Genomic DNA, 25,777 nt, shown 5'->3' with positions numbered 1-25,777 from the left:
TACTTATAAAAGTAGAGGGCTATCATTATTTAGAGAGTTGCTCGTTTATTTTTTGAACGAGAGAGCTTACATCATTTGTTTGAATATGTTTTATTTTTTTCCATTCATTATCATACATAAATACAATTTGATTGCTGAAAAGCCGCTTTTGTTCTTTTAAATTTGAAATTTTTGCGAAAGCGTACTCTTCAAATAAAGGGTTCTTACTTACATCTGGTCCATAAAAGAAGAGCCGTTTGTCTGTTAAAATTAGCAATCCTGGCCTTGCGACGGAACGATAAATAAATATGTCTAGTGAACAGGCTACGTAAAACAATATTGTTTCATCAGTCGTTAACATATTTTTAGCTTTGTTCAATAAGGTTGTCATTATAATCGCTCCTTTATTATTAATAATTTAATTATAACAAAAATAAAATATTCAGAAAAGTGCGTGGGAGTAGTACAATTTGTTAATACATGCATAATATATGAAAAGGCTGTTAAGAATGAATAGTAGAATAGCTATGATTAATAAGTAATTGATATAATATAAATGATTATCTACATTGACAAACTTAAGAGAATTCTATTATATTTAGTCATATAATACATTAAATCAATGACGGAACAAGTACGTTACAGTCCATTTATAGAGAGAAGCTTCCATATGGCTGAAAGAAGCTTTAAATGAAGGGTAACAGAAAGCTAATCCTGAGAGCAGCTAATCACTGCCGTCTTGCCACGTTACGGCACCATGAGGTGATGAATTGATTCGTATAGCAATCAATTCATAATTAGGGTGGTATCGCGAGTTAACTCTCGTCCCTTTTATAGGGGCGGGAGTTTTTTATATTTAAGGAGGAAAATACAATGAAACAACTAACAGGCGCACAAATTCGTCAAATGTTTTTAGACTTTTTCCAAGAAAAAGGACATGCAGTAGAACCTAGTGCATCACTAGTTCCACATGAAGATCCATCTCTTCTATGGATTAACAGTGGTGTAGCAACATTAAAAAAATATTTTGATGGACGTGTAATCCCGCAAAATCCACGTATTACAAATGCTCAAAAATCAATTCGTACAAACGATATTGAAAACGTAGGGAAAACAGCTCGTCACCATACATTCTTTGAAATGTTAGGAAACTTCTCAATCGGTGATTACTTCAAAGAAGAAGCAATTACATGGGCTTGGGAATTTTTAACGAGCGACAAATGGATCGGATTCGATAAAGAATTACTATCCGTTACAATCCATCCAGAAGATGAAGAAGCATTCACAATTTGGAATGAGAAAATGGGCGTTCCAAAAGAGCGCATCATCCGCTTAGAAGAAAACTTCTGGGATATCGGTGAAGGACCAAGTGGACCGAATACAGAGATTTTCTATGACCGCGGAGAAGCTTACGGTAATGACTTTAGTGACCCAGAATTATATCCAGGCGGAGAAAACGAGCGTTACTTAGAAGTATGGAACCTTGTATTCTCTCAATTTAACCATAATCCAGACGGTTCATATACACCACTTCCTAAGAAAAACATCGATACAGGGATGGGTCTAGAGCGTATGACATCTATCGTTCAAGATGTGCCTACAAACTTTGACACAGACTTATTCATGCCAATGATTGGTGCAACAGAAACAATCTCTGGTGAGAAATATCGTAATGGTGACTTAGAAAAAGATATGGCGTTTAAAGTAATTGCTGACCATATCCGTACAGTAACATTCGCTGTTGGTGACGGTGCTCTTCCATCTAACGAAGGCCGTGGTTATGTATTACGTCGTTTATTACGCCGTGCGGTTCGTTATTCGAAGAAATTAAACATCAACCGTCCATTCATGTTTGAATTAGTACCGGTTGTTGGAGAAGTAATGAAAGACTTCTATCCAGAAGTACTTGAAAAGAAAGATTTCATTGCAAAAGTTGTGAAAAATGAAGAAGAGCGTTTCCACGAAACACTTCATGATGGTGAAGCAATTTTAGCTGAAGTTATCGCAAAAGCGAAAGAAGAAAAAACAACGGTTATTTCTGGAGTAGATGCGTTCCGTCTATATGACACATACGGTTTCCCAATTGAATTAACAGAAGAATATGCAGAAGAAGCTGGTATGACTGTTGATCATGAAGGTTTTGAAAATGAAATGGAAAAACAACGTGAGCGCGCACGTGCTGCTCGTCAAGATGTTGATTCTATGCAAGTTCAAGGCGGTGTCCTTGGAGAAGTGAAAGTAGCGAGCGAGTTCGTTGGTTACGGTACAGTTGCAACAGAAAGTAACGTTGTTGCACTTGTGAAAAACGGTGAATACACAGACAGCTTACAAGTTGGTGAAGAAGGACAATTAATGCTTGATGTAACACCATTCTATGCTGAGAGCGGTGGACAAATTGCAGACCGTGGTTATCTTCTTGCTGATGGCGTGAAAGTTCTTGTAAAAGACGTACAAAAAGCACCAAACGGCCAAAACTTGCACAAAGTTGTAGTTGAAGAAGGTACATTAACGAAAGATGCGGCTGTAAAAGCTATTATCGATACGAAAAACCGTAGTAGCGTTGTGAAGAACCATACAGCAACTCACTTACTACACCAAGCATTAAAAGACGTACTTGGAACACACGTTAACCAAGCAGGTTCTCTTGTAACTTCTGAACGTTTACGCTTTGACTTCTCTCACTTCGGTCAAGTACAAGCTGACGAATTAGAAAAAATTGAGCGTATCGTAAACGAGAAAATTTGGGAAAGTATTGATGTTGAGATTTCTCAAAAAGCAATTGAAGAAGCGAAAGAAATGGGCGCAATGGCATTATTCGGTGAAAAATACGGTGATGTTGTACGCGTTGTACAAGTTGGCGACTATAGCTTAGAGCTTTGCGGTGGTTGTCACGTTGATAACACAGCTTCTATCGGTATTTTCAAAATCGTTGCTGAGTCTGGTATCGGTGCAGGAACTCGTCGTATTGAAGCAGTAACTGGTAAGTCTGCTTATGAATTAATGAACGATCAAGTAGGTTTATTAAAAGAAGCAGCTGGAAAAATGAAAACAAATCCAAAAGATATTTTAACAAGAGTAGATGGTTTATTTGCTGAAGTAAAGCAACTTCAAAAAGAAAACGAATCTCTTGCAGCAAAATTAAGTAACATTGAAGCCGGAAACTTAACTGATTCAGTAATGACAGTTGATGGCGTGAACGTATTAGCGGCAAAAGTAAATGTTGCAGATATGAACAACTTACGTACGATGATGGATGACCTGAAAAATAAATTACAATCTGCGGTTGTCGTATTAGCGTCTGTAAATGATGACAAAGTAAACATCTTAGCTGGCGTAACGAAAGACTTAATTAGCCAAGGTTACCATGCTGGTAAACTTGTGAAAGAAGTAGCTTCTCGTTGTGGCGGTGGCGGTGGTGGCCGTCCTGATATGGCACAAGCGGGCGGTAAAAACCCAGCGCAAGTTGAGGAAGCTTTAGCATTTGTACAAGAGTACGTTAAATCTGTTTCAAAATAAAGAGATAGTAGTGTACAATGGTAGGGAGAGGAGAAGTTCTTCTCCCTATACTTACTATATAAGTGAGGTGCTTGAAATGGACGGTTTTGATAAAACAATGAAGTTTAGCATTCAAGATGAAAAACAGAGTGTCCATGTAAATGATGTACTTTTAACTGTGTATGATGCACTTCAAGAAAAAGGCTATAATCCGATTAACCAAATCGTCGGTTATTTATTAAGTGGAGACCCAGCATACATACCTCGCCATAAAGATGCACGAAGCATCATTCGCAAGCTTGAACGTGATGAATTAATTGAAGAGCTTGTGAAGTCTTACTTGAAACATCATCGTGAGGAGTAATTTATGCGGATATTAGGTTTAGATGTAGGTACAAAAACAGTCGGAGTTGCAATTAGTGACGAAATGGGCTGGACAGCGCAAGGGCTTGAAACAATCAAGATTAACGAAGAACGAGGTCAATTTGGTTTTGACCGCATTTCTGAGTTAGTAAAACAGTATGATGTGGACAAGATAGTAGTAGGTTTACCTAAAAATATGAATGGTACAATTGGCCCGCGTGGTGAAGCATGCCAACAATTTGCAGAAAACCTACGAGAGCTGTTACAATTAGACGTTGTAATGTGGGACGAGCGTTTGTCAACGATGGCAGCGGAACGTCTACTCATTTCAGCCGATGTAAGCCGTAAGAAGCGAAAGCAAGTAATTGATAAGATGGCTGCAGTCGTAATCTTACAAGGATTTTTAGATAGTAAATAAGAGGTGACCAAAATGGAAGAAAATCAAATTACAATTGTAGACGAAAAAGGTAACGAACACTTATGTGAAATTATTTTCACTTTTGACGCTGAAAAATTTGGCAAAAAATCATACGTAGTCTTCTCTCCAATCGGTGAAGTAGACGAAGATGGAGACCAAATTTACGATGCAATGGCTTATGAGCAAAATGAAGAAGAGGGCGGAACTTTACTTCCAATCGAATCTGAAGAAGAGTGGGAAATGGTACAAGAAATGTTCAACACTCTAGCTGATGAGCAAGAAGCTGAATAATAAGTACTGAAAAGGTGGACGATATATAGTCCACCTTTTTTTATATGTAAAATGAAAGATTTTTTGTCGAAACTGCGTAATCCTTTGTAGTATAATGAGACGGATTGTAGAAAAATAAAGTATCTGTCAAAAATGATAGGTAAGTTTATTGTGATTTTTCATCGTTTTGTATAGAAAGATGTACATATGGCCTACAATTGAATAAGGAGGAAGAGTTTTGGTAGAGAATCAAGTGAAAAAGAAGCGTAGACGCATTTTTTTATTTTCGATTATTGCACTGCTTTTAGTTTGTGGTTCAGTCTATGCGTATATTTCATCCGCATTAGGACCAGTTGATAGCGGGAATAAAAAAGAGATTGAAGTAGAAATTCCAAAGGGATCATCTACTAGTAAAATTGGTGAGATTTTAGAAGAAAAAGGTGCTGTGAAAAACGGTACAGTTTTTAGTTTTTATACAAAGGCTAAATCTAAAAATTTACAAGCGGGTACATATTTATTAAATCCTTCAATGAGTGCAAAAGATGTTATTGAGCAAATGTCATCTGGTAATGTACATCGTCCAGCTCTTTATAAAGTGACGGTAAAAGAAGGGGCACAAGTAACTGAAATTGCAGAAACGGTTGCAAACGAATTAAAGTGGAATAAAGATGATGTTGTACGTCAATTAAACGATAAAGCATTTATTCAAAAAATGCAGCAAAAGTATCCTAAGCTGTTAACGGATAAAATCTTTGATAGCAATATTAAATATCCATTAGAAGGTTATTTATATCCTGCGACGTACTCTTTCTATAAAAAAGATACAACTTTGGAAGAAATTGTTATCCAAATGCTTGAGAAAACGAATGCAATCATTGTTCAAAACGAAGCAAAAATGAAAGCGAAAAACTGGGATGTGCATCAGCTTTTAACATTGTCTTCACTTATTGAAGAAGAGGCAACAGGCTTTACAGATCGTCAAAAGATCTCTAGTGTCTTTTATAATCGTTTAGCAAAAGGTATGCCGCTTCAAACGGATCCAACGGTATTATATGCACTTGGAAAGCATAAACAACGTGTATTATACGAAGATTTAAAGATAAACTCACCGTACAATACGTACGTTGTGAAAGGATTGCCGGTGGGCCCGATTGCAAACTCTGGTAAACATTCAGTGGAAGCAGCGCTAGAGCCTGCGCAAACAGATTATTATTATTTCTTAGCTGCACCAACTGGTGAAGTGTACTATGCGAAAACATTGGAAGAGCATAATGCACTAAAGCAAAAATATATTACGAAAAAGCAGTGAAATGGGGAGGGATAGCGAAAAAGGTCGCACATCCCTCTTTTTTGTGGTAAAATATATCGGGTTAAAAACTGGCAGAAGAATCGTTTTTAATATCAAAACGGGACGTACAAGCTAAGGATAAAGCTGGCTTGTATTTTTATTGCATTCTATGTGTGAAAAGACGTCATAGAGGCACTTCTCCATGTAAATAAGGAGGACCATTATGGAGGATGCAGTTAACGAGTACCTATTATCATTTATTGATCCGAAAGATAAATTAATTCTTGAAATGGAAGACTATGCGAAAGAAAATCATGTGCCAATTATGGATCGACTTGGAATGGAATTTATGTTGCAATTTTTACGTTTAATTGGACCGAAGAGCATTTTAGAGCTAGGTACAGCAATTGGCTATTCTAGTATTCGTATGATGCAAGCTATTCCAAATTCTCGCATTGTGACAGTTGAGCGCAATCGCGATCGATATGAAAAAGCACTTGAATATATAGAACGTTCACCAGTTAAAGAACGTATTTCCGTTATTTACGGTGATGCGTTAGAAACAGGCGAGCAAGTAGAAGAACATGGAACATTTGACGTTATTTTTATTGACGCAGCAAAAGGACAATATCGTCGCTTTTTTGACTTATATGAACCGTTATTAAATCCTGGTGGCGTAATTATTTCAGATAATGTTATGTACCATGGCCTTGTAACGACGAAAGAGAAAATTGAAAACAGACGTACACGTGGTTTAATCCGTCGTATTAAGACGTACAATGAATGGCTTATGAACCATGAAGGATATGATACAACGATTTTCCCAATTGGTGATGGAGTAGCTGTTAGTAAAAAGAAAGGGTGACCAAGGTATGAAGAAACCTGAATTGTTAGTAACGCCAAAAGCAGTGGCGGATATCGAACCTCTTGCGAAAGCAGGAGCAGATGCGGTAATGATCGGCGAGCAAAAGTTTGGTTTACGTTTAGCAGGTGAGTTTTCACGTGAAGATGTGAAACAAGCTGTGAAAATTGCACATGAAAATGGTGTGAAAGTATACGTAGCAATGAACGCTATGTTCCACAACGATAAAGTAGAAGAATTAACAGACTATGTTGCATTTTTAAACGAAGTACATGTAGATGCAATTGTTTTCGGAGATCCAGCAGTATTAATGGCGGTTCGCGAAGTAGCGCCAAATATGCAATTGCACTGGAATACAGAAACAACAGCAACAAACTGGTTTACTTGTAACTACTGGGGACAAAGAGGAGCAAAACGTGCTGTATTAGCTCGCGAGCTTAGCTTAGATGAAATTGTTGAATTAAAAGAAAATGCTGAAGTGGAACTTGAAGTGCAAATTCACGGTATGACTTGTATGTTCCAGTCGAAGCGTTCGTTAGTAGGAAACTACTTTGAGTATCAAGGACGTCATCTTGACATCGAAAAGAAAAAATATGAAGAGAATATGTTCTTATATGACCCAGAGCGTAACAATAAATATCCAATTTATGAAGATGAAAATGGTACTCACATTATGAGTCCAAATGATATTTGTTTCATCGATGAGTTAGAAGAGCTAATTGATGCTGAAATTGATAGCTTAAAAGTTGATGGTGTACTAAAAAGCTCTGCATACATTATTGAGGTAACGAAGAAATATCGTAAAGCAATTGATTTATGTGTAGAAGATCGTGATGCGTATTACGACGTGAAAGACGACTTATATAAAGAGATAGAAGAAATGCAACCGGTGAATCGTCCGTTAGATACAGGATTCTTCTTTAAAGAGACGGTTTACTAAACGAGGAGGGTGTAGGAAATGACTGTACAAGAAATTTCACGAGTGATCGATGGCAAACGCGTTATTGTGAAGAAACCTGAACTGTTAATCCCTGCGGGTAACTTAGAAAAATTAAAAGTAGCTATCCATTACGGGGCAGATGCTGTATATTTAGGTGGACAAGAATTTGGTCTTCGTTCGAATGCAGGTAACTTTACACTGGAAGAAATGGCAGAAGGTGTGGAATTTGCAAAGAAATATGGAGCAAAAATATATGTAACAACAAATATCTTTGCACATAATGAAAATATGGACGGGCTAGAGGAATATTTAAAAGGGATTGAAAAAGCTGGCGTAACGGGAATTATCGTTGCTGATCCGCTTATCATTGAGACTTGTAAACGTGTAGCGCCTTCTGTTGAGGTGCATTTAAGCACACAGCAATCACTATCCAACTGGAAAGCAGCACAGTATTGGAAAGAAGAAGGTTTACATCGTCTTGTATTAGCTCGTGAAGCAAGCTATGAAGAAATGAAAGAGATTAAAGAAAAAGTGGATATTGAAATTGAAGCATTCGTCCATGGTGCAATGTGTATCGCATATTCAGGAAGATGTACGCTAAGTAACCATATGACAGCGCGTGACTCTAACCGTGGTGGTTGTTGTCAATCTTGTCGCTGGGATTATGATTTAGTTCAAACAGTATCACAACATAAAGATGCAAAAGAGCTTCCTCTATTCCAAGAAGAAGATGCTCACTTTGCAATGAGTCCAAAAGACTTAAATTTAATTTTATCAATTCCGAAAATGATTGAAATTGGAATTGATAGCTTAAAAGTTGAAGGACGTATGAAATCAATCCATTACGTAGCTACTGTAGCGACAGTATACCGTAAAGTAATTGATGCATATTGTGCGGATCCTGATAACTTTGAGTTTAAACAAGAATGGTTAGATGAGCTTGATAAATGTGCAAATCGTGATACAGCTCCTGCATTCTTTGAAGGGGTTCCAGGACATCAAGAGCAAATGTTTGGAAATCATAGTAAGAAAACAACGTATGATTTCGCTGGTTTAGTGTTAGATTATAATGAAGAAACGGGCATCGTAACGATTGAGCAACGTAATCATTTCAAACCAGGACATGAAGTGGAGTTCTTTGGGCCAGAAATAGAAAACTTTACGCAGACGGTGGAGAAAATTTGGGATGAGGATGGAAACGAATTAGATGCAGCGAGACATCCGTTGCAGATCGTGAAATTCAAAGTGGATCAACCAGTGTATGTGAATAATATGATGCGCAAAAGCATACTTCAATAAGAAAGAGTGATAGTCGAATGGGGACGAATAAGCCTGTTGTAATTGGAATTGCTGGTGGTTCAGGGTCAGGTAAGACAAGTGTAACGAAAGCGATTTTTGACCATTTTAAAGGTCATTCCATTTTAATCTTAGAGCAAGATTATTATTACAAAGATCAAAGCCATTTACCAATGGAAGAGCGTTTAAAAACAAATTATGATCATCCATTAGCGTTTGATAATGATTTGTTAATTGAACATTTGCAGCAGTTGCTTGCATATAAACAAGTAGAGAAACCTGTATATGACTATACATTGCATACGCGTTCAGATGAAATTATTCCAGTTGAGCCGAAAGATGTAATCATTTTAGAAGGAATTCTTATTTTAGAAGACCCACGTCTTTGTGAGTTAATGGACATTAAGTTATTCGTTGATACAGATGCTGACCTTCGTATCCTGCGCCGCATGCAACGTGATATTAAAGAACGTGGTCGTACGATGGATTCAGTTATTGATCAATATGTAAATGTTGTACGTCCAATGCACAATCAATTTATTGAGCCTTCTAAGAAATTTGCGGATATTATTATCCCTGAAGGTGGACAAAACCACGTTGCAATTGATATTATGGTTACAAAAATTGCAACAATTCTTGAACAAAAAGTAAATTTGTAATAGCATAGTAAAAGATATACGGTAGGAAGGGATTTTTTCCCTTCCTATCGAATACAATGAAACATGCAACCTCATCTATATATAGGTGAGGGCATATTTATATCAACTTTCCATACATATCTTCTTTATATAAAGAAGAATTGGGAATACGGGGTTGTATGTGACAACTCCGCTAGTACAGGCGTGCTAGAAACCTCCGCTTTACATATAAGCGGGGGAGTTTTCATATGGAACTCCTCTTTTTTTCGGGGGATTGGTATATAAAAGGAGTGGAAAATATGGCAACAGAAAAAACATACCCTATGACGCAAGAGGGTAAGCAAAAGCTAGAGAACGAACTTGAGGATTTAAAAACGGTAAAACGTAAAGAAGTTGTAGAGCGCATTAAGATTGCACGTAGCTTCGGAGATCTTTCTGAGAACTCTGAGTATGATGCAGCGAAAGATGAGCAAGCGTTCGTAGAAGGACGTATTACACAATTAGAAAACATGATTCGTAACGCAGTTATCATCACAGATAACGGTGAAGAATCTACAGTTGTTACATTAGGTAAAACAGTAACATTTAAAGAACTACCAGATGGAGATGAAGAAGCTTATACAATCGTAGGTAGCGCAGAAGCAGATCCATTTGAAGGAAGAATTTCTAATGATTCTCCAATCGCAAAAAGCTTATTAGGTAAGCAAATTGGCGAAAAGGTAGCAATCCAAACTCCAGGTGGAGAAATGCAAGTAGAGATTATCTCTGTAAAATAATTAAAAATCACTCGTGTAAAAGCGAGTGATTTTTTTATTTGTATAAAAGATGAAACACTCCGTCCAAACTATACTAGACGAGGTGTTTTTTTATGGAAATAAAACGGAGAATTACAATTGTTTTAATTTGTTTTATATGTGTCATGTTTATGTTACTTTGTCGTTTAATTCAAATACAAATTATCGATACGGAATCATTTACGGATCGTAAGATTAACTTAATTGAAAAAAGTGTTACACAACGGACGCAATCCATTACGGTAGATGATGGACGCGGCCATTTTATAGATCGTAATGGTAAGGAGATAGGTGAGAAAAAGTATCCTGTTTTAATTGTTTTTCCATTCCTACAATTAAAAAATGACATGTTGGAGAAAATTGCGCATATCATTGGTATGTCGAGACAAGAGATTGAAAGTCAAATGAAACATAAGAAAAGTGCATTTATCCTGCAAAGAGGAAATGAACCACTTCGCTTGGAACGAGAGCAGATGGAGAAGGTGAATCAATTAAATGTATTAGGCATTGTAGCAGCTGAAGTTCGTTTGCGGCAAACTAGCGTGATGAATCATTTAATTGGTGATGTGGGTGAGAATGAACGAGAATTTCAAAAACGATACGGAGAAGTTAGAAAAATTTCAAAACAAACACCGATTGGCATTTCAGGATTGCAGCAATCATTTGATGAATTTCTTTTGACTGATGGAGAGGCAAAAGTATTGTATCAAGTGGACCGGCAAGGAGAACCGATTTTTGGAAAACAAGCGAAATATACATCACCTGGAAATCCATTTTATCCAGTGACGATTCAAACTACTTTACATAACGAGTTACAGAAGAAAGCAGAAGAAGTAGTTGAAGCAAGTGAAATAAAGAAGGGAGGAGTAGTGCTACTTGATGTAAAGAAAAATGAAATTTTAGCGATGGTCAGCAAACCATCTGTACAGGTGAAAGATGAGAGTCTATATAAAACTACACTTGAAAATCAAATGTTAACACCACATTTTCCCGGTTCTGTTTTTAAAACAATAGTTGCAGCGGCAGTGATTGATCAAAATAAAAATGTTTTTAATCGCGCATTTAATTGTAATAAAGATTTATATGGTGAAGACCACCCAAAAGTTATGATGGGTACACTTAGTTTTAAAGAGAGCTTTGCTAGAAGCTGTAACAGGACATTTTCAGAGTTAGGAAATGAGCTAATACAAAAGGATAAGATGGTGTTAGAAACTTATGTAGAGGCTTTAGGAGGCGCTGAGAAGGTTGGATGGAGAGGTTCTGTATTTCATACAACTCATTTTGAGCAAATGCCAGAGGAGAAAAGTGTTACGATTTGGGGGAGTGAAGGAGATAAGAATAGTAAAAAAGCGGTAGCGCAAACAGCAATTGGACAGAAAGATGTACGTATGTCACCTCTAGCGATTGCAAATATGATGGCGACGATTGCTAGAGGTGGAGAAAAGATGGAAGTGAAAGCTGTTGAAAAAATAATGTACAAAAATGGAACGGATTTTTATACATTTGAAGACCATACATTAGGTGGGAAACAGCTTTCATATGAAACAGTGAAAACATTACAACAGTTATTAAGGAGCGTTGTAACAACGGAGAAAGGCACAGGAGCAGCATTTAGTTCCTTACCATTAAGCGTTGCTGGAAAATCTGGGACAGCACAAACAGGAAAAGGAACGAAAGAGAATCGTTGGTTTGCAGGTTATTTTCCATATGAAAATCCAAGATATGCTTTAGTTGTCGTGGATATAGAAACGAGTAGCAATGTAAATGCAGTTACACCTATTTTTAAAGCAATCGTAGAATCAATCTATCGATTAGAGAATGAAAAGTAATCTTGCAATTCATAGTAAAATGTTTTCATTTCATGAAAATATTATTGTAAATGTTCAACCTTTCTAGATTTAATGTTACAATAGCAAGTATGAAAAACTGCATGGAGGTTTGAAGAATGGCAGGAGGATCTAGATTCCAACAGAAACAACAAAAACGTCGTCAAAACGGTGTTTTAAATATTGCAATCGCTATTGTACTAGTAGCAGTAGCTATTGTAGCATATCAATTGTTTGTTCCTGATACGAAAGAGCAAGCGTCTTCTAGCGATAAAAAGGTGTCTCAGCAAACAAAGAAAGAGAATAAGTCTGAGAAAGCTAAAGGCAAAGAAGAGACGAAGAAGAATGAACAAGAGAAAACAGAGGCTAAGAAGAAAGAAGAAGAAGAGAAGCTAAAGGCTGAAGAAGAACAGAAAAAAGCTGAAGAAGAAGCGAAAGCTAACGAGAAAGTACCAGCTGAAAAAACACAGCCAAAGGCAACTGACGCTTATACGAAGTCTTCTTGGAAGCCAGTAGGAACAGAACAAGGTGCAACACCTGCGATGACGTTTAAAAAAGGTACAGCAGATTGGAATGAGATGAATCAAGCGATTTCAGCTGCAATTGACGTTCCAGTAGAGCAATTAATTATTCATCGAATCGGAAATAACGGTAAGAATAAAGCTTACGGTAACGTACAAGATAAACAAACAGGTAAAAGATATTATGTAAATATTGATTGGGTAGACAATGAAGGCTGGAAACCAGTACTTGTTCAAACTCTAAACTAAAAAAGAGAAGCTCCTAAGGAGCTTCTCTTTTTTAGTTAGCGTAATTTCTTTAATTTAAAATGAACAACCGCGCTATAATATGGTCTTTTACTTTCAGGATCCATAACCATTTGATGCGAGATGTGATGAACTTCAAGCATAAGTGCTTTATTATTATCGATTTGTTCACTGATTTTACGTTCTAAAGAAGCTAAGTCTCCCGCTTCAAAAAATTCTACTTTATCTTCTAACATTTCAAAGGTAAATGACATGAAGACGGCCCCTCTCCTATGTAATCAACTATAGTGTAACAAAGAAAAGAAGGAAATACCATGTACATTTCAATTGACATTTTTAGAAAGAGGGAATATCATACTGATAAAACCGATAAGAAAAAGGGGAATTTTTATGGGTACAGAATTTAATGGTTTATTTGATGAGTGGGCTCATACGTACGACTCATTTGTACAAGGCGAAGATATACAATATAAAGAAGTTTTCGCCCATTATGAGGACATTCTAGAGGATGTAGTTAACAAGTCATTTGGTAACGTATTAGAATTTGGTGTCGGTACAGGTAATTTAACAAATAAATTATTACTTGCTGGCCGCACAGTTTACGGTATAGAACCGTCACGTGAAATGCGCATGATTGCAAAAGAGAAATTGCCAAAAGAGTTTTCCATTACAGAAGGTGATTTTCTTTCGTTTGAAGTCCCGAATTCCATTGATACCATAGTAAGCACCTATGCATTTCATCATTTAACAGATGATGAAAAAAATGTAGCGATTGCGAAGTATAGTCAATTGCTAAACAAAGGTGGTAAAATAGTGTTTGCTGATACGATATTTGCAGATCAAGATGCATATGATAAAACTGTTGAAGCAGCAAAACAAAGAGGTTTTCATCAGTTAGCAAACGATTTGCAAACGGAATACTATACACGTATTCCAGTTATGCAGACTATTTTTGAAAACAATGGCTTCCATGTAACGTTTACGAGATTAAATCATTTCGTGTGGGTAATGGAGGCAACTAAGCAATAGAAAGAGGGATTAGATTGAGAATTGCTGTAATTGGAGCAATGGAAGAAGAAGTACGTATTTTACGTGATAAATTAGAACAAGCAGAAACAGAAACGGTTGCGGGTTGTGAATTTACGAAAGGGCAATTAGCAGGACATGAAGTAATCTTGTTAAAGTCTGGTATTGGTAAAGTAAATGCAGCGATGTCAACGACAATTTTATTAGAAAGATATAAGCCTGAAAAAGTCATTAATACTGGTTCAGCTGGTGGCTTCCATCATTCTCTAAATGTTGGGGATGTCGTTATTTCAACAGAAGTTCGTCACCATGACGTAGATGTAACAGCATTTAACTATGAGTATGGTCAAGTACCAGGAATGCCGCCTGGATTTAAAGCTGATGAAGCATTAGTTGCATTAGCTGAAAAATGTATGCAGGCAGAAGAAAATATTCAAGTTGTAAAAGGTATGATTGCAACAGGTGATTCATTTATGAGTGATCCGAACCGAGTTGCAGCAATTCGTGATAAATTTGAAAACCTTTATGCAGTAGAAATGGAAGCAGCAGCTGTTGCACAAGTATGCCACCAATACGAAGTTCCGTTTGTTATCATTCGCGCACTTTCTGATATTGCTGGTAAAGAATCAAATGTTTCATTTGATCAATTTTTAGATCAAGCAGCTCTTCATTCTACAAACTTTATTGTAAAAGTATTAGAAGAGTTAAAGTAATGTAACAAAAAGGCAACTGTCTCATATAAAGAAAATACATACAGTTGCCTTTTCTTTATTGGCAAATAAGGGGGAGAACACGATGAATGTATATCGTGGAGTTCATGAGTTAATTGGTCATACACCAATTGTGGAAATTACTCGTTTTTCACTTCCAGAAGGGGTCCGTTTATTTGCAAAGCTTGAATTTTATAACCCAGGCGGAAGCGTTAAGGACCGATTAGGAAGAGAATTAATCGAAGATGCGCTAGAAAAAGGACTTGTTACAGAGGGCGGAACAATTATTGAACCGACAGCTGGAAATACTGGTATTGGACTGGCACTCGCAGCGTTACAACATGATTTACACGTTATCGTTTGTGTACCAGAGAAATTTAGCATTGAAAAACAAGAATTAATGAAAGCACTAGGCGCAACGGTCGTGCATACGCCGACTGAGCAAGGAATGACCGGTGCAATTGCAAAAGCAAAAGAGTTAGTAAATGAGATACCGAATTCATACTCTCCAAGTCAGTTCGCAAATGAGGCAAATCCTCGTGCATATTTTAAAACATTAGGACCTGAACTGTGGGACGCATTGAATGGAGAGATTAACATATTTGTTGCTGGAGCAGGAACTGGCGGTACGTTTATGGGGACTGCATCTTACTTGAAAGAAAAAAATGTAGATATAAAAACGGTTATTGTGGAACCAGAAGGATCTATTTTAAATGGTGGTAAGGCTGGTTCACATGAGACCGAAGGAATTGGACTGGAATTTATCCCGCCATTTTTGAAGACATCTTATTTTGATGAAATTCATACGATTTCTGATCGAAATGCATTTTTACGAGTGAAAGAATTAGCGCAAAAAGAAGGACTTCTTGTTGGGAGCTCTTCAGGAGCAGCATTTCATGCAAGTTTACTTGAAGCAGAGAAAGCGGCGCCAGGTACAAATATCGTAACGATTTTTCCTGATAGTAGTGAGCGCTATTTAAGTAAAGACATATACAAAGGATGGGAATAAAAAATGAGAGCAAAGACAAAGTTAATTCATGGTATTCGCATAGGAGAACCTTCAACTGGATCTGTAAATGTACCGATTTATCAAACGAGTACGTACAAACAAGAAGCAGTTGGTAAGCATCAAGGATATGAATATTCACGTACAGGAAACCCAACACGTGCAGCTTTAGAAGAAATGATTGCGGTATTAGAAAACGGCCATGCTGGTTTCGCATTTGGTTCAGGAATGGCGGCTATTACAGCTACAATTATGTTGTTCTCAAAAGGTGACCACGTTATTTTAACAGATGATGTGTATGGCGGAACGTACCGCGTGATTACGAAAGTGTTAAACCGCTTCGGTATTGAGCATACATTTGTAGATACAACAAACTTAGAGGAAGTTGAAGAAGCCATTCGTCCAAATACGAAAGCGATTTATGTAGAAACACCAACGAATCCGTTACTAAAAATTACTGATATTAAAAAAATATCTACTCTTGCTAAAGAGAAAGATTTATTAACAATTATTGATAACACATTCATGACGCCATATTGGCAGTCGCCAATTTCTTTAGGAGCAGACATTGTACTTCATAGTGCAACGAAATATTTAGGAGGTCATAGTGACGTAGTTGCAGGTTTAGTAGTTGTAAATAGTCCGCAATTAGCAGAAGACCTTCACTTTGTACAAAACTCAACAGGAGGCATTCTTGGACCACAAGATAGCTTCTTACTACTTCGTGGTTTAAAAACATTAGGAATTCGAATGGAAGAGCATGAAACGAATTCACGCGCAATTGCTGAGTTTTTAAATAATCATCCAAAAGTGAATAAAGTATATTATCCAGGTCTTGAGTCACATCAAAACCATAAATTAGCAACAGAACAAGCAAATGGATTTGGTGCGATTATCTCATTTGATGTAGATACCGAAGAAACATTAAATAAAGTACTTGAGAGATTACAATACTTTACACTGGCTGAAAGTTTAGGAGCAGTAGAAAGTTTAATTTCTATCCCATCTCAAATGACGCATGCATCAATCCCAGCAGATCGTCGCAAAGAACTAGGAATTACAGATACATTAATTCGAATTTCTGTCGGTATTGAAGACGGAGAAGATTTAATTGAAGATTTAGCACAAGCGTTAGCATAGTAAAAATGCACTGCTAGTATAGGCAGTGCATTTTTACTATATTAATTTGTGAAATATTTCACAAATTAGACAAACACAAATAAAATAAATTCATGTATATTAAGTTCATGAAGTGTTACCCACGAACAAACTTGTGAAATATTTCACAAACAATGAGGTTCATGTAGGAAAGCAATTCTATTTTTTTGCGCTAATCAGGACTAATTATGACCTGTAGGGTCTTATTTAGTCCAAGATAGCAGAATAGGAGGAATTTACATGGTAGTCAAAGAGAAAGTTGTAAATGAAATGCAGGAAGTAAAAGAGATGATTGATATGTTAGTGAATAACGGTCAGAGAGCTTTACAAGCATTAGAAAGTTTTACACAAGAGCAAATTGACAACATTGTTCATGAAATGGCATTAGCAGGTGTTGATCAACATATTCCGCTTGCGAAGTTGGCTGTTGAAGAAACAGGTCGTGGTGTATACGAAGATAAATGTATTAAAAATATTTTTGCTACTGAATATATTTGGCATAGCATAAAGAAAGATAAAACAGTAGGGATTATTCACGAAGATCCTCATGAAGAAATAATAGAAATTGCGGAGCCCGTCGGTGTAGTAGCTGGGGTAACACCAGTAACGAATCCAACATCGACAACAATGTTTAAAGCATTAATCGCGATAAAAACGAGAAATCCAATTATTTTCGCATTTCATCCTTCAGCACAAAACTGTTCTATTGCAGCTGCGAAAACAGTATACGATGCAGCGGTGAAGGCGGGGGCACCAAAACATTGTATACAGTGGATTGAAAAACCTTCTGTCGAAGCAACAAAACAATTAATGAACCATGAAGGCGTTGCTCTTGTTTTGGCAACTGGAGGGGCTGGTATGGTGAAATCAGCTTATTCTACTGGAAAACCAGCGCTAGGTGTAGGTCCTGGTAATGTACCATGTTATATAGAGAAATCAGCGCATATAAAACGAGCGGTTAATGATTTGATTTTATCTAAAACATTTGATAATGGTATGATTTGTGCATCAGAACAAGCAATTATTGTAGACAAGGAAATTTATGATGATGTGAAAACAGAAATGATTGCAAATGATTGTTATTTTGTAAACGAGGAAGAGAGAAGTAAATTAGAAAAGCTTGTTATTAATGAAAATACATGTGCAGTAAATAGTGATATTGTAGGAAAATCCGCACAGTATATTGCCGAATTAGTTGGAATTACTGTACCTAAAAATACAAAAATGCTTGTAGCTGAAATACAAGGCATCGGAGCCGCATATCCACTATCTCGTGAGAAGTTAAGTCCAGTATTAGCTTGTGTAAAAGCAAATTCATTAGAAGAAGGGTTTACATATTGTGAAGAAATGTTAAACCTCGGTGGTTTAGGACATTCAGCAGTTATCCATTCTGTAAATAAAGAAGTGCAAAAGCAATTTGGATTACGTATGAAAGCTTGCCGCCTTATTATAAATGCCCCTTCATCACAAGGTGGAATCGGTGACATATATAATGGATTTATTCCATCACTTACGCTTGGCTGCGGTTCCTACGGGAAAAACTCGGTTTCTCAAAACGTAACAGCGACGCACTTATTAAATATAAAAAGGTTGGCAAATAGAAAAAAGAATATGCAGTGGTTCAAATTACCACCAAAAATTTATTTTGAAAAACATGCGACATCATATTTAGCAAATATGCCTAACATTTCACGTGCGTTTATTGTAACGGATCCAGGAATGGTTGAGCACGGATATGTAGATACGGTTACGCATTATTTACGTAAACATGCAAATGATGTGAAAGTTGAAGTTTTCTTTGAGGTTGAGCCAGATCCGTCAGATGAAACTGTGTTTAAAGGTGCGGAAATGATGAGAAGTTTTCAGCCTGATGTCATTATCGCACTTGGTGGTGGTTCAGCGATGGATGCAGCGAAAGGGATGTGGCTTTTCTATGAGCACCCAGAAACAACATTCTATGGAATTAAACAGAAGTTTTTAGATATAAGAAAACGTACATGTAAATATCCGGAATTAGGAAGTAAGGCGCAGTTTGTTGCTATTCCAACAACATCTGGAACAGGATCAGAAGTGACACCATTTGCGGTTATTACAGATAAGAAAAATAATATAAAGTATCCACTCGCCGATTATGAATTAACGCCAGATGTAGCAATTGTTGATCCACAATTTGTAATGACAGTACCACCACATGTAACAGCAGACACTGGGATGGACGTATTAACGCATGCAATCGAGGCGTATGTGTCTGTTTTAGCAAATGACTATACAGATGGATTAGCATTAAAGGCTATTGATCTCGTATTTAAATATTTACCAAGAGCATTTAAAGATGGACATGATGAAGAAGCACGAGAAAAAATGCATAATGCTTCTGCAATCGCAGGGATGGCATTTGCAAATGCTTTCCTAGGTATTAATCACAGTTTAGCACATAAAATTGGACCAGAATTTCATATTCCGCATGGGCGTGCGAATGCAATTCTTATGCCGCACGTAGTTCGCTATAATGCTATTAAGCCAAGAAAACACGCATTGTTCCCAAAATATGAGCATTTTGTAGCTGATGAACGCTATGCACATATTGCGAGAATGCTCGGGCTACCAGCAAGTTCGGTGGCAGAAGGTGTAGAATCACTCGTCAAAGCAATTATTGATCTCGGAAAAAGTTTAAATATAAATATGAGTATTGCGGGACAAGGAGTTGCTAAAGACCAATTTGAAGAGGTTGTTGGATTATTAGCAGAAAGAGCTTTTGAAGATCAATGTACAACAGCTAATCCGAAATTACCTCTCATTTCAGAGCTGAAAGAAATTTATATGAAAGCATATAAAGGTGAGTAATGGTTATGAAAGAGTCGCCATAAAGCGGCTCTTTTTCTTTTGGAAAACATCTCCCAGAATGGCTGTATTTACTTGTCTTTCAGTTTAATAGAATATGATACAGTGAAATGGAGGGGTGAGAATATAATGAAGGAATTACAAGAAAAGATAGAAGATTATACTCGGTTCGGACAAATTCTTCTCGCTGTAAGTACATTGTTAATGGTTGGCTTATTGATTCCGACTGGAGCAAAAGAAACGATACAATTTTTTGTTATGATGGGGAGCATCGTTATATTTTTAAGTTTATCTTTCTTTTTCTTTCAGCGTGTGAAAGTGATGCGAGACAAGTTAGAGGGAAACGAATGTGAATAATATTGATAAATAGTGCGTTACAAAAAGAAGGAATCTTTTTGTAACGCTTTTTGTTTTTTTCTAGAAAATGTATGCGTTTCATATTGACAATGATAATCCTTATCAATTAAAGTAGAATAGTAGTTAATGATTATCATTATCAATTAGAGGTGGAAGAATGAAAAAATCTATTACGCTATTTACAGCGATTTTATCTATTTTTTTCTTATTAATAGGTTGCAGTGCAAAGGGAGACGAAAAAGCAGCGGCAACAAAAACAGAAAAAGGAAAAGAGAAAATAGAAGTTACCGATCTGTCAGGAAGAAAGGTAATATTCGATAAAGTGCCAGAGAGTTTTGCTACATTAAGTATGGGAGACATGAATATTATTCATGCTTTAGGCGGAAAAATAGTGGGTCGTCCGGATGCAAAAATAACTCTTCCAGAGGATATAAAGAAAGTGCAAGTAATCGGGAATGCACATCAGCCGAATTTTGAGCAAATTGCTAGCTTAAAGCCCGATGTACTTATTGCTAACAATGGGTTTCAAAAGAATGTTTCAACGGTTGAAGGGCAAGGAACGAAAGTAATGATTTCTTCTACGAATTCGGTACAAGATATTCAAAAGAATATTGAACTATACGGAACGATAATGAAGAAAGAAGATAAAGCAAAAGAACTTAACCAAAAAATTACGAATCAAATGAAGACATATGAGAAAAAGAGTGATGTGAAAGCATTGCTAGTGTATGGAGCACCTGGTACTTATTTAGCAGCATTACCAACCTCTTTATCAGGTGATATTTTAGAAAAAACAGGCGGGAAAAATATTGCCGCTGATTTTCCAGAAATGAAGGAATATCCGCAATATGCACAGCTAAGTGTAGAACGCATTATTGAGGCGAATCCTGATGTGATTTACTTAATTACACATGGAGATCCAAAAAGCGTTAAAAAAGCATTTGAAGGCGAAATGATGAAAAATGAAGCGTGGAAAAACTTAGATGCAGTAAAACAAAATCGCGTAGTTATTTTGCCACCTGACTTATTTGGATCAAATCCTGGAACAAAAGTTACAGAAGCGATGGACTTTATGTATAAAAGTATACAAGATGTAAGGAAATGATAAGTATGGAAAGTAGTGAAGTAGTAAGGGAAAAGGAACATCCTTTTGCGAAAAAAAGATGGATCATAGCAGTTACTTTAGTTGTATTAACGATTTTATGTCTTTTTTACGGTCTTTTCGCAGGAAGCCTATCCTTTTCTTTACGAGATATTGTAACAGGGATACAAGATGAAGGTTCGACAGTTCATCGAATTGTATGGGACCTTCGTATACCAAGAGTGCTCGTTGGATTTATAGTAGGAACATGTTTAGCTGCATCTGGCGCAATGCTGCAAGGGGTGATGAGAAATCCTCTTGCAGACCCTGGTATTATCGGGGTGTCATCTGGAGCAGGCCTTGTCGCAATTGTAATTATGATTTTATTCCCTCAGCATATGGCTTTTTTACCGCTCGGGGCGTTTTTAGGAGCTTTCATAACGGCGATGGTCATTTATGCTTTATCATGGCAAAAAGGGGCACCGCCTTCAAGGATTGTCTTAGTAGGTGTGTCAATTAATGCATTAATTGGTGCAGCGACGTCAGCGTTAATGTTATTACATAGTGATAAAGTACAATCCGTGTTACCGTGGTTAGCAGGTGGCATTGGTGGTGTAAGTTGGGCACATTTAAACATGATTATTTATTATGCAATATTCGCTATTATATTGGCTTTCTTTGGTATCAAGCATATTCGAGTATTAATGCTTGGAGATGAAATGGCGAAATTATTAGGTCATAACGTGGAGAGAAGCCGGTTTTATTTAATAGTAGTAAGTACATTATTAGCTGGAATTGCGGTTAGTGTTTCTGGTCTTATTGGATTTGTCGGTCTCGTCGTACCACATATGTTACGTTTATTAGTTGGGAATGATTATAAATATTTATTGCCATTATCATGCCTTGGCGGAGGCATATTACTTGTTTTCGCGGATGCGATAGCTCGAAGTTGGTTCGATCCAATTGAATTACCTGTCGGTATTTTATTATCCTTCTTAGGCGGTCCGTTCTTCTTATATTTAATTCATAGAGGAGGCAAGCAACGTGATTTCCGTTAACAAAGTGTTTTACGCACATTCCGAAAGATTTCAAATGCAAAATATGAATGTACATATTAAAGCTGGAGAGGTCGTTAGTTTAATTGGACCGAATGGGTCAGGGAAATCTACTTTGCTTCGTTTAATGGCAAGACTACTTAAACAGAGCGAAGGAGATATCGTTTTAGATGGAAAAAGTATTCATACGATGAAAAGTGCCGATGTAGCGAAGCTATTAGCGATGTTACCACAAATGCATGATCATCAATTAGATTTAACAGTGAAAGAATTAATCGAATTTGGAAGAGGCCCTCATAAATCATGGAGAGGTCGCTTAAATAAAGAAGATGAAGAAATTGTTGATTGGGCATTGTCTGTTACAAATCTTGAAGGGTATGAATATCGTCTTTTACAATCTTTATCAGGAGGAGAAAGACAACGCGCTTGGATTGCAATGACGCTAGCACAACGTACGAACGTCTTATTATTGGATGAGCCAACAACTTTTTTAGATATCGTTCATCAGTTGGAAGTAATGGAACTTGTGAAACGACTAAACGAGGAATTTGGCATGACAATTATAATGGTTTTACATGATATTAACCAAGCGGCTCAATATAGTGATCGTTTACTCGTATTAAAGCGAGGGAAGCTTCAGTATGATGGTATACCAGAAGAAGTGTTATGTCATGAAATGTTTCAACATGTATTTGGCATAGAGGTAGATATTTTTCAAGGAAGCGAAAAGCCATTTTTTACACCGAAACGAATTTCTAAAAAAGGAGGAGCAAAATGCGAACAGAAGAACGTGTTACCACTGAGTTAGTAAGGGAATTTGTTATGGCAGCTCACGGAGATTTAGAAAAAGTACAAGAACTGTTGGCTGAATCGCCAAGTTTACTTCATGCTTCTTACAATTGGGGTGGATCAGATTGGGAAAGTGCGTTAGGAGCAGCGGCACATGTAGGGCGTAAAGATATTGCTCTTTACTTATTAGAAAAGGGTGCTCGAATGGATATTTTCGCGGCCGCTATGCTGGGGGAATTAGAAGTTGTACAAGCTATTTTAGTAGCACAACCAGAAGCATTACGTGCATCTGGTCCACATGGTATTTCTCTTCTTCAACATGCACGAATGGGTGGAGAAAAAGCACAGCGTGTATTTGACTACTTAACGGTGCTTTCTTACTGACCGCCAAAGTTCTTATGTGCGGTAAACTTTTCACTTTTATATAATTGGAAAGTTTACCGCCCGTTAGAACGGGATAAGTATCTAGTGTATTTGAAAATCCTACACCCCCCTCAATTGTAGTTTTCTTTATGCTAGTTATGATATGGATGCAGTAGACAATATTTGTCTACTGCCTTTTTTAAATTCTTTTGAGATTGAATATTCTGTATTTCAATGTTAGTTCATTTATAATAGATAGTAACATTTAGTATGCATACAAAACATGAGCGTGTAATTAAGTACAAATTCGTGGGAAGGAGTGCAGAAATGTTTCATACAGATCGTTTACAAATTCGCAAATATACAATGGATGATTTACAGTTCTACGCTTCACTGTGGGGAAATGAGAAGGTAATGCGCTATATTGGAAATGGGACGTTAAAAACATATATGCAGTGTAAAAAAAGTTTGGAGGAGTGGGTGATTCCTAGCTATAAAAACGGTCTCGGTTTATTTGTATTAATTGAAAAGGAAACAGGAATACGAATTGGTCATGCAGGATTAGTAAAGCAGCAAATAGATGGAAAAGAGGAAATTGAAATTGGTTATTGGTTATTACCTCAGTATTGGGGAAAAGGGTATGCGAAAGAAGCAGCGGCAGCATTTCGAGATTATGGCTTCCAAGCGTTACGAATGAATAAATTAATCTCTCTTATTAATCCGGATCACCCCGCCTCAATCTTTGTTGCTAGAAAAACGGGGCTTAGTTATGAGAAAACAACTTCATTTCATGGGATGGATGTTCTCGTTTATTCCATTAAGCGCGTTGGATGAAAAAAGGTGAATTGTATTTTTTGAAGAATGGTATATAAAAATAAAGGGGGGATTACATGTACATTTATCATAATGGACTTATTATTCGTGAGGGAACGAATGGTGTACCTGCATATGCAATTAAAACTTTATTCGAAGATGCCGGTTGGAGCAATGATAATATCCCTTCTTGGCAAATTGAAAAATTCACGATAGCATTTGAAAATTCAACATGGGCATTCACAATTTGGGATGAAGAAGAGATGATTGCGATGGTTAGAGTCATTTCTGATGGAATCATGGTCGCCAACATAGTAAATTTAGTTGTGAAATGTGAATATAGAGGGAAGGGATTAGGTAAGAAACTTGTTGCTCTTTGTTTGCAAAAATTGCCACATGGTGACTGGTTTGCGCATACTTCTGCGAGTAATTTTGATTTTTATAGAAGTTGTGGTTTTGAGGTGAGAGAGTTATCGAGAAATGGAACATGTGCGTACTATGGATATCAAATAGCCAAAAAAGAGGGGCACCGATAAGGAGAAAAAGTAGAACAGAAAAAGGCTTACTATTTTAATAATATAAACTGAACTAAGATTCATTTTATGATAAAATGAAAGAAAATTCTGTTTATTATTAGGGGGATAAAAATGAGTATAAAAGTTGGGGATGTATTTAAATATGAAAGAAGATTTACTGAGGAAGAGGTTTTTGAATTTGCAAATATTACAGGGGATAAAGGTAGGCATCATATGGAATATGATGAAAATGGACGTTTAATGGTTCATGGTTTATTGACTGCTAGTATTGGAACGAAAGTAGGCGAAGAATTACATTACATAGCAAGAGAATTAGTAAGTGAGTTTATTAGACCAGTTTTTACAGGAGATACGATCACTTGTGAATTAACTTTAACGAATGTTGAACAGATGGAAGGATACAAAAAGGTTTCAATCGAGTCAGTTTATCGCAATCAAGACGAAAAAACCGTACTAGTTGGGACAAGCTATGGAGTTATAAGGGGATAAAAAAGAAGCCTGATTTGCAGGCTTCTTTTTTATTTAATAAACACGTTTTCGATTTTCTGCATGGCTAGAGATGAGTAATAATGCAGTTTCTTCCCCTATATTACGAACGATATGAGGAACACATGCATTCCAGGAGAAGGAATCACCTTCTTCTACAATTGCAATATCTTCTCCATGTTGAACTTCTAGTTTGCCGCGTAATACAAGGTGACATTCTTCTCCTTCATGGGCATTTGGTGTGTTTTCTTTCGGAAACCCAGCAGGAATTTCTACGAGATTGAGGCGAAGGCCACCTTGCTCTGCAACATGTTCAATTCTTTGTTCATCTTTTCCGTATACACTATATTTACGCTCTACCTTTTTGACAACTTTCAATCGATCTTTTTGTTCTAACAATAAATAGGGAAGAGGAACGTTTAAAAAATTGGAGATCGTTTCTAAAGTTGAGATAGATGGTGATGTTTTATTATTTTCAACCTGACTCATAAACCCTTTAGAAAGACCTGTTCCTTCACAAATTTGTGCAATTGTTATGCCTCTACGTTGACGAATTTCACGTATTGCAGAACCAATATTCATAAAATCAAGCTCCTTTTTATAAACAACTATTTGTATCA

The 25,777-nt window shown here is 36.8% G+C and carries 28 protein-coding genes and 1 other annotated feature; of the genes, 25 read left to right on the top strand and 3 right to left on the bottom strand.

Annotated elements, in window-relative coordinates:
* Positions 1-25 precede the first annotated feature (25 nt).
* Positions 26-370 carry a PH domain-containing protein gene (locus ACTFNE_RS03420; RefSeq protein WP_000209473.1) on the bottom strand — a complete coding sequence of 115 codons (345 nt, stop codon included), beginning with the start codon at positions 368-370 and terminating at the stop codon, positions 26-28.
* A 222-nt stretch (positions 371-592) separates the two neighbouring features.
* Positions 593-812: a binding site (T-box leader), on the top strand.
* Positions 813-852: 40 nt separating this feature from the next.
* Between ACTFNE_RS03420 and alaS the strand changes: the two genes are divergently transcribed.
* The 12 genes from alaS to ACTFNE_RS03360 all read left to right on the top strand — a co-directional run bounded on the left by alaS (position 853) and on the right by ACTFNE_RS03360 (position 12,939).
* Positions 853-3,495 (top strand): alanine--tRNA ligase, encoded by a 2,643-nt coding sequence (gene alaS / locus ACTFNE_RS03415; protein WP_046197793.1) that lies wholly within the window; start codon positions 853-855, stop codon positions 3,493-3,495.
* 76 nt (positions 3,496-3,571) lie between these two features.
* Positions 3,572-3,838: an IreB family regulatory phosphoprotein gene (locus ACTFNE_RS03410; RefSeq protein ID WP_000348590.1), complete on the top strand. Its 267-nt coding sequence runs from the start codon at positions 3,572-3,574 to the stop codon at positions 3,836-3,838.
* Between the two features lie 3 nt (positions 3,839-3,841).
* Positions 3,842-4,255, top strand: a complete 414-nt coding sequence (ruvX, locus tag ACTFNE_RS03405; RefSeq protein ID WP_001221197.1) for a Holliday junction resolvase RuvX — start codon at positions 3,842-3,844, stop codon at positions 4,253-4,255.
* Positions 4,256-4,267: 12 nt separating this feature from the next.
* Positions 4,268-4,546: a DUF1292 domain-containing protein gene (locus ACTFNE_RS03400; RefSeq protein WP_000392247.1), complete on the top strand. Its 279-nt coding sequence runs from the start codon at positions 4,268-4,270 to the stop codon at positions 4,544-4,546.
* Positions 4,547-4,763: 217 nt separating this feature from the next.
* Positions 4,764-5,834, top strand: a complete 1,071-nt coding sequence (gene mltG, locus ACTFNE_RS03395; RefSeq protein ID WP_000230081.1) for an endolytic transglycosylase MltG — start codon at positions 4,764-4,766, stop codon at positions 5,832-5,834.
* Between the two features lie 202 nt (positions 5,835-6,036).
* On the top strand, positions 6,037-6,678 hold the full coding sequence (locus ACTFNE_RS03390) for an O-methyltransferase (RefSeq protein WP_000389089.1): 642 nt from the start codon (positions 6,037-6,039) through the stop codon (positions 6,676-6,678).
* 7 nt (positions 6,679-6,685) lie between these two features.
* Positions 6,686-7,615, top strand: a complete 930-nt coding sequence (locus ACTFNE_RS03385; RefSeq protein WP_000742781.1) for a peptidase U32 family protein — start codon at positions 6,686-6,688, stop codon at positions 7,613-7,615.
* Positions 7,616-7,633: 18 nt separating this feature from the next.
* Complete coding sequence (locus ACTFNE_RS03380; RefSeq protein WP_000217969.1) at positions 7,634-8,914, top strand: peptidase U32 family protein; 1,281 nt, start codon at positions 7,634-7,636, stop codon at positions 8,912-8,914.
* A 17-nt stretch (positions 8,915-8,931) separates the two neighbouring features.
* Entirely contained in the window at positions 8,932-9,570 is a 639-nt protein-coding gene (udk, locus tag ACTFNE_RS03375; RefSeq protein ID WP_000537087.1) for a uridine kinase, read from the top strand.
* A 278-nt stretch (positions 9,571-9,848) separates the two neighbouring features.
* Positions 9,849-10,325: a transcription elongation factor GreA gene (gene greA / locus ACTFNE_RS03370; RefSeq protein WP_000179963.1), complete on the top strand. Its 477-nt coding sequence runs from the start codon at positions 9,849-9,851 to the stop codon at positions 10,323-10,325.
* A gap of 92 nt (positions 10,326-10,417) precedes the next feature.
* Positions 10,418-12,172: a peptidoglycan D,D-transpeptidase FtsI family protein gene (locus ACTFNE_RS03365; protein WP_046197794.1), complete on the top strand. Its 1,755-nt coding sequence runs from the start codon at positions 10,418-10,420 to the stop codon at positions 12,170-12,172.
* A 116-nt stretch (positions 12,173-12,288) separates the two neighbouring features.
* Complete coding sequence (locus tag ACTFNE_RS03360; protein WP_046197795.1) at positions 12,289-12,939, top strand: YrrS family protein; 651 nt, start codon at positions 12,289-12,291, stop codon at positions 12,937-12,939.
* A gap of 35 nt (positions 12,940-12,974) precedes the next feature.
* Here the strand turns inward: ACTFNE_RS03360 and ACTFNE_RS03355 are convergent, their stop codons facing one another.
* Entirely contained in the window at positions 12,975-13,190 is a 216-nt protein-coding gene (locus ACTFNE_RS03355; protein WP_000010984.1) for a YrzA family protein, read from the bottom strand.
* 136 nt (positions 13,191-13,326) lie between these two features.
* Here ACTFNE_RS03355 and ACTFNE_RS03350 point away from each other — a divergent pair, with 136 nt between their 5' ends.
* The 13 genes from ACTFNE_RS03350 (at position 13,327) to ACTFNE_RS03290 (ending at position 25,160) form a co-directional block, all read left to right on the top strand.
* A complete protein-coding gene (locus ACTFNE_RS03350) occupies positions 13,327-13,965 on the top strand; it encodes a class I SAM-dependent methyltransferase (RefSeq protein ID WP_000536319.1) in 639 nt (212 codons plus the stop codon).
* 14 nt (positions 13,966-13,979) lie between these two features.
* Complete coding sequence (gene mtnN / locus ACTFNE_RS03345; RefSeq protein ID WP_001217039.1) at positions 13,980-14,675, top strand: 5'-methylthioadenosine/S-adenosylhomocysteine nucleosidase; 696 nt, start codon at positions 13,980-13,982, stop codon at positions 14,673-14,675.
* 82 nt (positions 14,676-14,757) lie between these two features.
* Positions 14,758-15,681: an O-acetylserine dependent cystathionine beta-synthase gene (locus ACTFNE_RS03340; RefSeq protein WP_074610332.1), complete on the top strand. Its 924-nt coding sequence runs from the start codon at positions 14,758-14,760 to the stop codon at positions 15,679-15,681.
* Between the two features lie 3 nt (positions 15,682-15,684).
* Positions 15,685-16,818: a bifunctional cystathionine gamma-lyase/homocysteine desulfhydrase gene (locus ACTFNE_RS03335; protein ID WP_270705136.1), complete on the top strand. Its 1,134-nt coding sequence runs from the start codon at positions 15,685-15,687 to the stop codon at positions 16,816-16,818.
* Positions 16,819-17,076: 258 nt separating this feature from the next.
* Complete coding sequence (adhE, locus tag ACTFNE_RS03330) at positions 17,077-19,680, top strand: bifunctional acetaldehyde-CoA/alcohol dehydrogenase (RefSeq protein ID WP_439997957.1); 2,604 nt, start codon at positions 17,077-17,079, stop codon at positions 19,678-19,680.
* Positions 19,681-19,806: 126 nt separating this feature from the next.
* Positions 19,807-20,034 carry a YrhC family protein gene (locus tag ACTFNE_RS03325; RefSeq protein WP_000661450.1) on the top strand — a complete coding sequence of 76 codons (228 nt, stop codon included), beginning with the start codon at positions 19,807-19,809 and terminating at the stop codon, positions 20,032-20,034.
* Positions 20,035-20,191: 157 nt separating this feature from the next.
* Positions 20,192-21,139: an ABC transporter substrate-binding protein gene (locus tag ACTFNE_RS03320; RefSeq protein ID WP_270705391.1), complete on the top strand. Its 948-nt coding sequence runs from the start codon at positions 20,192-20,194 to the stop codon at positions 21,137-21,139.
* A gap of 5 nt (positions 21,140-21,144) precedes the next feature.
* The gene (locus tag ACTFNE_RS03315) at positions 21,145-22,173 is read left to right on the top strand and encodes a FecCD family ABC transporter permease (RefSeq protein ID WP_270705390.1); all 1,029 of its coding nucleotides are present in this window, start codon (positions 21,145-21,147) and stop codon (positions 22,171-22,173) included.
* Positions 22,160-22,978: an ABC transporter ATP-binding protein gene (locus ACTFNE_RS03310; protein ID WP_046197802.1), complete on the top strand. Its 819-nt coding sequence runs from the start codon at positions 22,160-22,162 to the stop codon at positions 22,976-22,978. The genes ACTFNE_RS03315 and ACTFNE_RS03310 overlap by 14 nt, the downstream gene beginning before the upstream one ends.
* Positions 22,945-23,343, top strand: coding sequence for an ankyrin repeat domain-containing protein (locus tag ACTFNE_RS03305; RefSeq protein WP_001258470.1), 399 nt, complete (start codon positions 22,945-22,947; stop codon positions 23,341-23,343). Before ACTFNE_RS03310 ends, ACTFNE_RS03305 begins: the two co-directional genes overlap by 34 nt.
* Positions 23,344-23,592: 249 nt before the next feature.
* The gene (locus ACTFNE_RS03300; protein WP_116777367.1) at positions 23,593-24,156 is read left to right on the top strand and encodes a GNAT family N-acetyltransferase; all 564 of its coding nucleotides are present in this window, start codon (positions 23,593-23,595) and stop codon (positions 24,154-24,156) included.
* A 56-nt stretch (positions 24,157-24,212) separates the two neighbouring features.
* The gene (locus ACTFNE_RS03295) at positions 24,213-24,671 is read left to right on the top strand and encodes a GNAT family N-acetyltransferase (protein ID WP_000276116.1); all 459 of its coding nucleotides are present in this window, start codon (positions 24,213-24,215) and stop codon (positions 24,669-24,671) included.
* Positions 24,672-24,782: 111 nt separating this feature from the next.
* Positions 24,783-25,160 carry a MaoC/PaaZ C-terminal domain-containing protein gene (locus tag ACTFNE_RS03290; RefSeq protein ID WP_046197803.1) on the top strand — a complete coding sequence of 126 codons (378 nt, stop codon included), beginning with the start codon at positions 24,783-24,785 and terminating at the stop codon, positions 25,158-25,160.
* Positions 25,161-25,193: 33 nt separating this feature from the next.
* Here the strand turns inward: ACTFNE_RS03290 and ACTFNE_RS03285 are convergent, their stop codons facing one another.
* A complete protein-coding gene (locus tag ACTFNE_RS03285; protein ID WP_001020700.1) occupies positions 25,194-25,739 on the bottom strand; it encodes a helix-turn-helix domain-containing protein in 546 nt (181 codons plus the stop codon).
* Positions 25,740-25,777 lie beyond the last annotated feature (38 nt).

Source organism: Bacillus cereus group sp. MYBKT111-2, assembly GCF_051915205.1.
Classification (GTDB): Bacteria; Bacillota; Bacilli; order Bacillales; family Bacillaceae_G; genus Bacillus_A; species Bacillus_A paranthracis.
Note: the sequence above shows the minus strand (reverse complement) of the source record. Positions and strands in the feature narration are given on the sequence as shown.

What these genes read in the sequence shown, in the direction of transcription:
- ACTFNE_RS03385 (WP_000742781.1), top strand. Translation starts at nt 6,686, where the DNA reads ATGAAGAAACCTGAATTGTTAGTAACGCCAAAAGCAGTGGCGGATATC.
- ACTFNE_RS03365 (WP_046197794.1), top strand. Translation starts at nt 10,418, where the DNA reads ATGGAAATAAAACGGAGAATTACAATTGTTTTAATTTGTTTTATATGT.
- ACTFNE_RS03380 (WP_000217969.1), top strand. Translation starts at nt 7,634, where the DNA reads ATGACTGTACAAGAAATTTCACGAGTGATCGATGGCAAACGCGTTATT.
- ACTFNE_RS03320 (WP_270705391.1), top strand. Translation starts at nt 20,192, where the DNA reads ATGAAAAAATCTATTACGCTATTTACAGCGATTTTATCTATTTTTTTC.
- ACTFNE_RS03315 (WP_270705390.1), top strand. Translation starts at nt 21,145, where the DNA reads ATGGAAAGTAGTGAAGTAGTAAGGGAAAAGGAACATCCTTTTGCGAAA.
- ACTFNE_RS03300 (WP_116777367.1), top strand. Translation starts at nt 23,593, where the DNA reads ATGCATACAAAACATGAGCGTGTAATTAAGTACAAATTCGTGGGAAGG.
- ACTFNE_RS03350 (WP_000536319.1), top strand. Translation starts at nt 13,327, where the DNA reads ATGGGTACAGAATTTAATGGTTTATTTGATGAGTGGGCTCATACGTAC.
- greA (WP_000179963.1), top strand. Translation starts at nt 9,849, where the DNA reads ATGGCAACAGAAAAAACATACCCTATGACGCAAGAGGGTAAGCAAAAG.
- udk (WP_000537087.1), top strand. Translation starts at nt 8,932, where the DNA reads ATGGGGACGAATAAGCCTGTTGTAATTGGAATTGCTGGTGGTTCAGGG.
- ACTFNE_RS03390 (WP_000389089.1), top strand. Translation starts at nt 6,037, where the DNA reads ATGGAGGATGCAGTTAACGAGTACCTATTATCATTTATTGATCCGAAA.
- ACTFNE_RS03360 (WP_046197795.1), top strand. Translation starts at nt 12,289, where the DNA reads ATGGCAGGAGGATCTAGATTCCAACAGAAACAACAAAAACGTCGTCAA.
- ACTFNE_RS03420 (WP_000209473.1), bottom strand. Translation starts at nt 370, where the DNA reads ATGACAACCTTATTGAACAAAGCTAAAAATATGTTAACGACTGATGAA.
- ACTFNE_RS03355 (WP_000010984.1), bottom strand. Translation starts at nt 13,190, where the DNA reads ATGTCATTTACCTTTGAAATGTTAGAAGATAAAGTAGAATTTTTTGAA.
- ACTFNE_RS03295 (WP_000276116.1), top strand. Translation starts at nt 24,213, where the DNA reads ATGTACATTTATCATAATGGACTTATTATTCGTGAGGGAACGAATGGT.
- ACTFNE_RS03400 (WP_000392247.1), top strand. Translation starts at nt 4,268, where the DNA reads ATGGAAGAAAATCAAATTACAATTGTAGACGAAAAAGGTAACGAACAC.
- alaS (WP_046197793.1), top strand. Translation starts at nt 853, where the DNA reads ATGAAACAACTAACAGGCGCACAAATTCGTCAAATGTTTTTAGACTTT.
- ACTFNE_RS03325 (WP_000661450.1), top strand. Translation starts at nt 19,807, where the DNA reads ATGAAGGAATTACAAGAAAAGATAGAAGATTATACTCGGTTCGGACAA.
- ACTFNE_RS03285 (WP_001020700.1), bottom strand. Translation starts at nt 25,739, where the DNA reads ATGAATATTGGTTCTGCAATACGTGAAATTCGTCAACGTAGAGGCATA.
- adhE (WP_439997957.1), top strand. Translation starts at nt 17,077, where the DNA reads ATGGTAGTCAAAGAGAAAGTTGTAAATGAAATGCAGGAAGTAAAAGAG.
- ACTFNE_RS03340 (WP_074610332.1), top strand. Translation starts at nt 14,758, where the DNA reads ATGAATGTATATCGTGGAGTTCATGAGTTAATTGGTCATACACCAATT.
- ACTFNE_RS03335 (WP_270705136.1), top strand. Translation starts at nt 15,685, where the DNA reads ATGAGAGCAAAGACAAAGTTAATTCATGGTATTCGCATAGGAGAACCT.
- ruvX (WP_001221197.1), top strand. Translation starts at nt 3,842, where the DNA reads ATGCGGATATTAGGTTTAGATGTAGGTACAAAAACAGTCGGAGTTGCA.
- ACTFNE_RS03410 (WP_000348590.1), top strand. Translation starts at nt 3,572, where the DNA reads ATGGACGGTTTTGATAAAACAATGAAGTTTAGCATTCAAGATGAAAAA.
- ACTFNE_RS03305 (WP_001258470.1), top strand. Translation starts at nt 22,945, where the DNA reads ATGCGAACAGAAGAACGTGTTACCACTGAGTTAGTAAGGGAATTTGTT.
- ACTFNE_RS03290 (WP_046197803.1), top strand. Translation starts at nt 24,783, where the DNA reads ATGAGTATAAAAGTTGGGGATGTATTTAAATATGAAAGAAGATTTACT.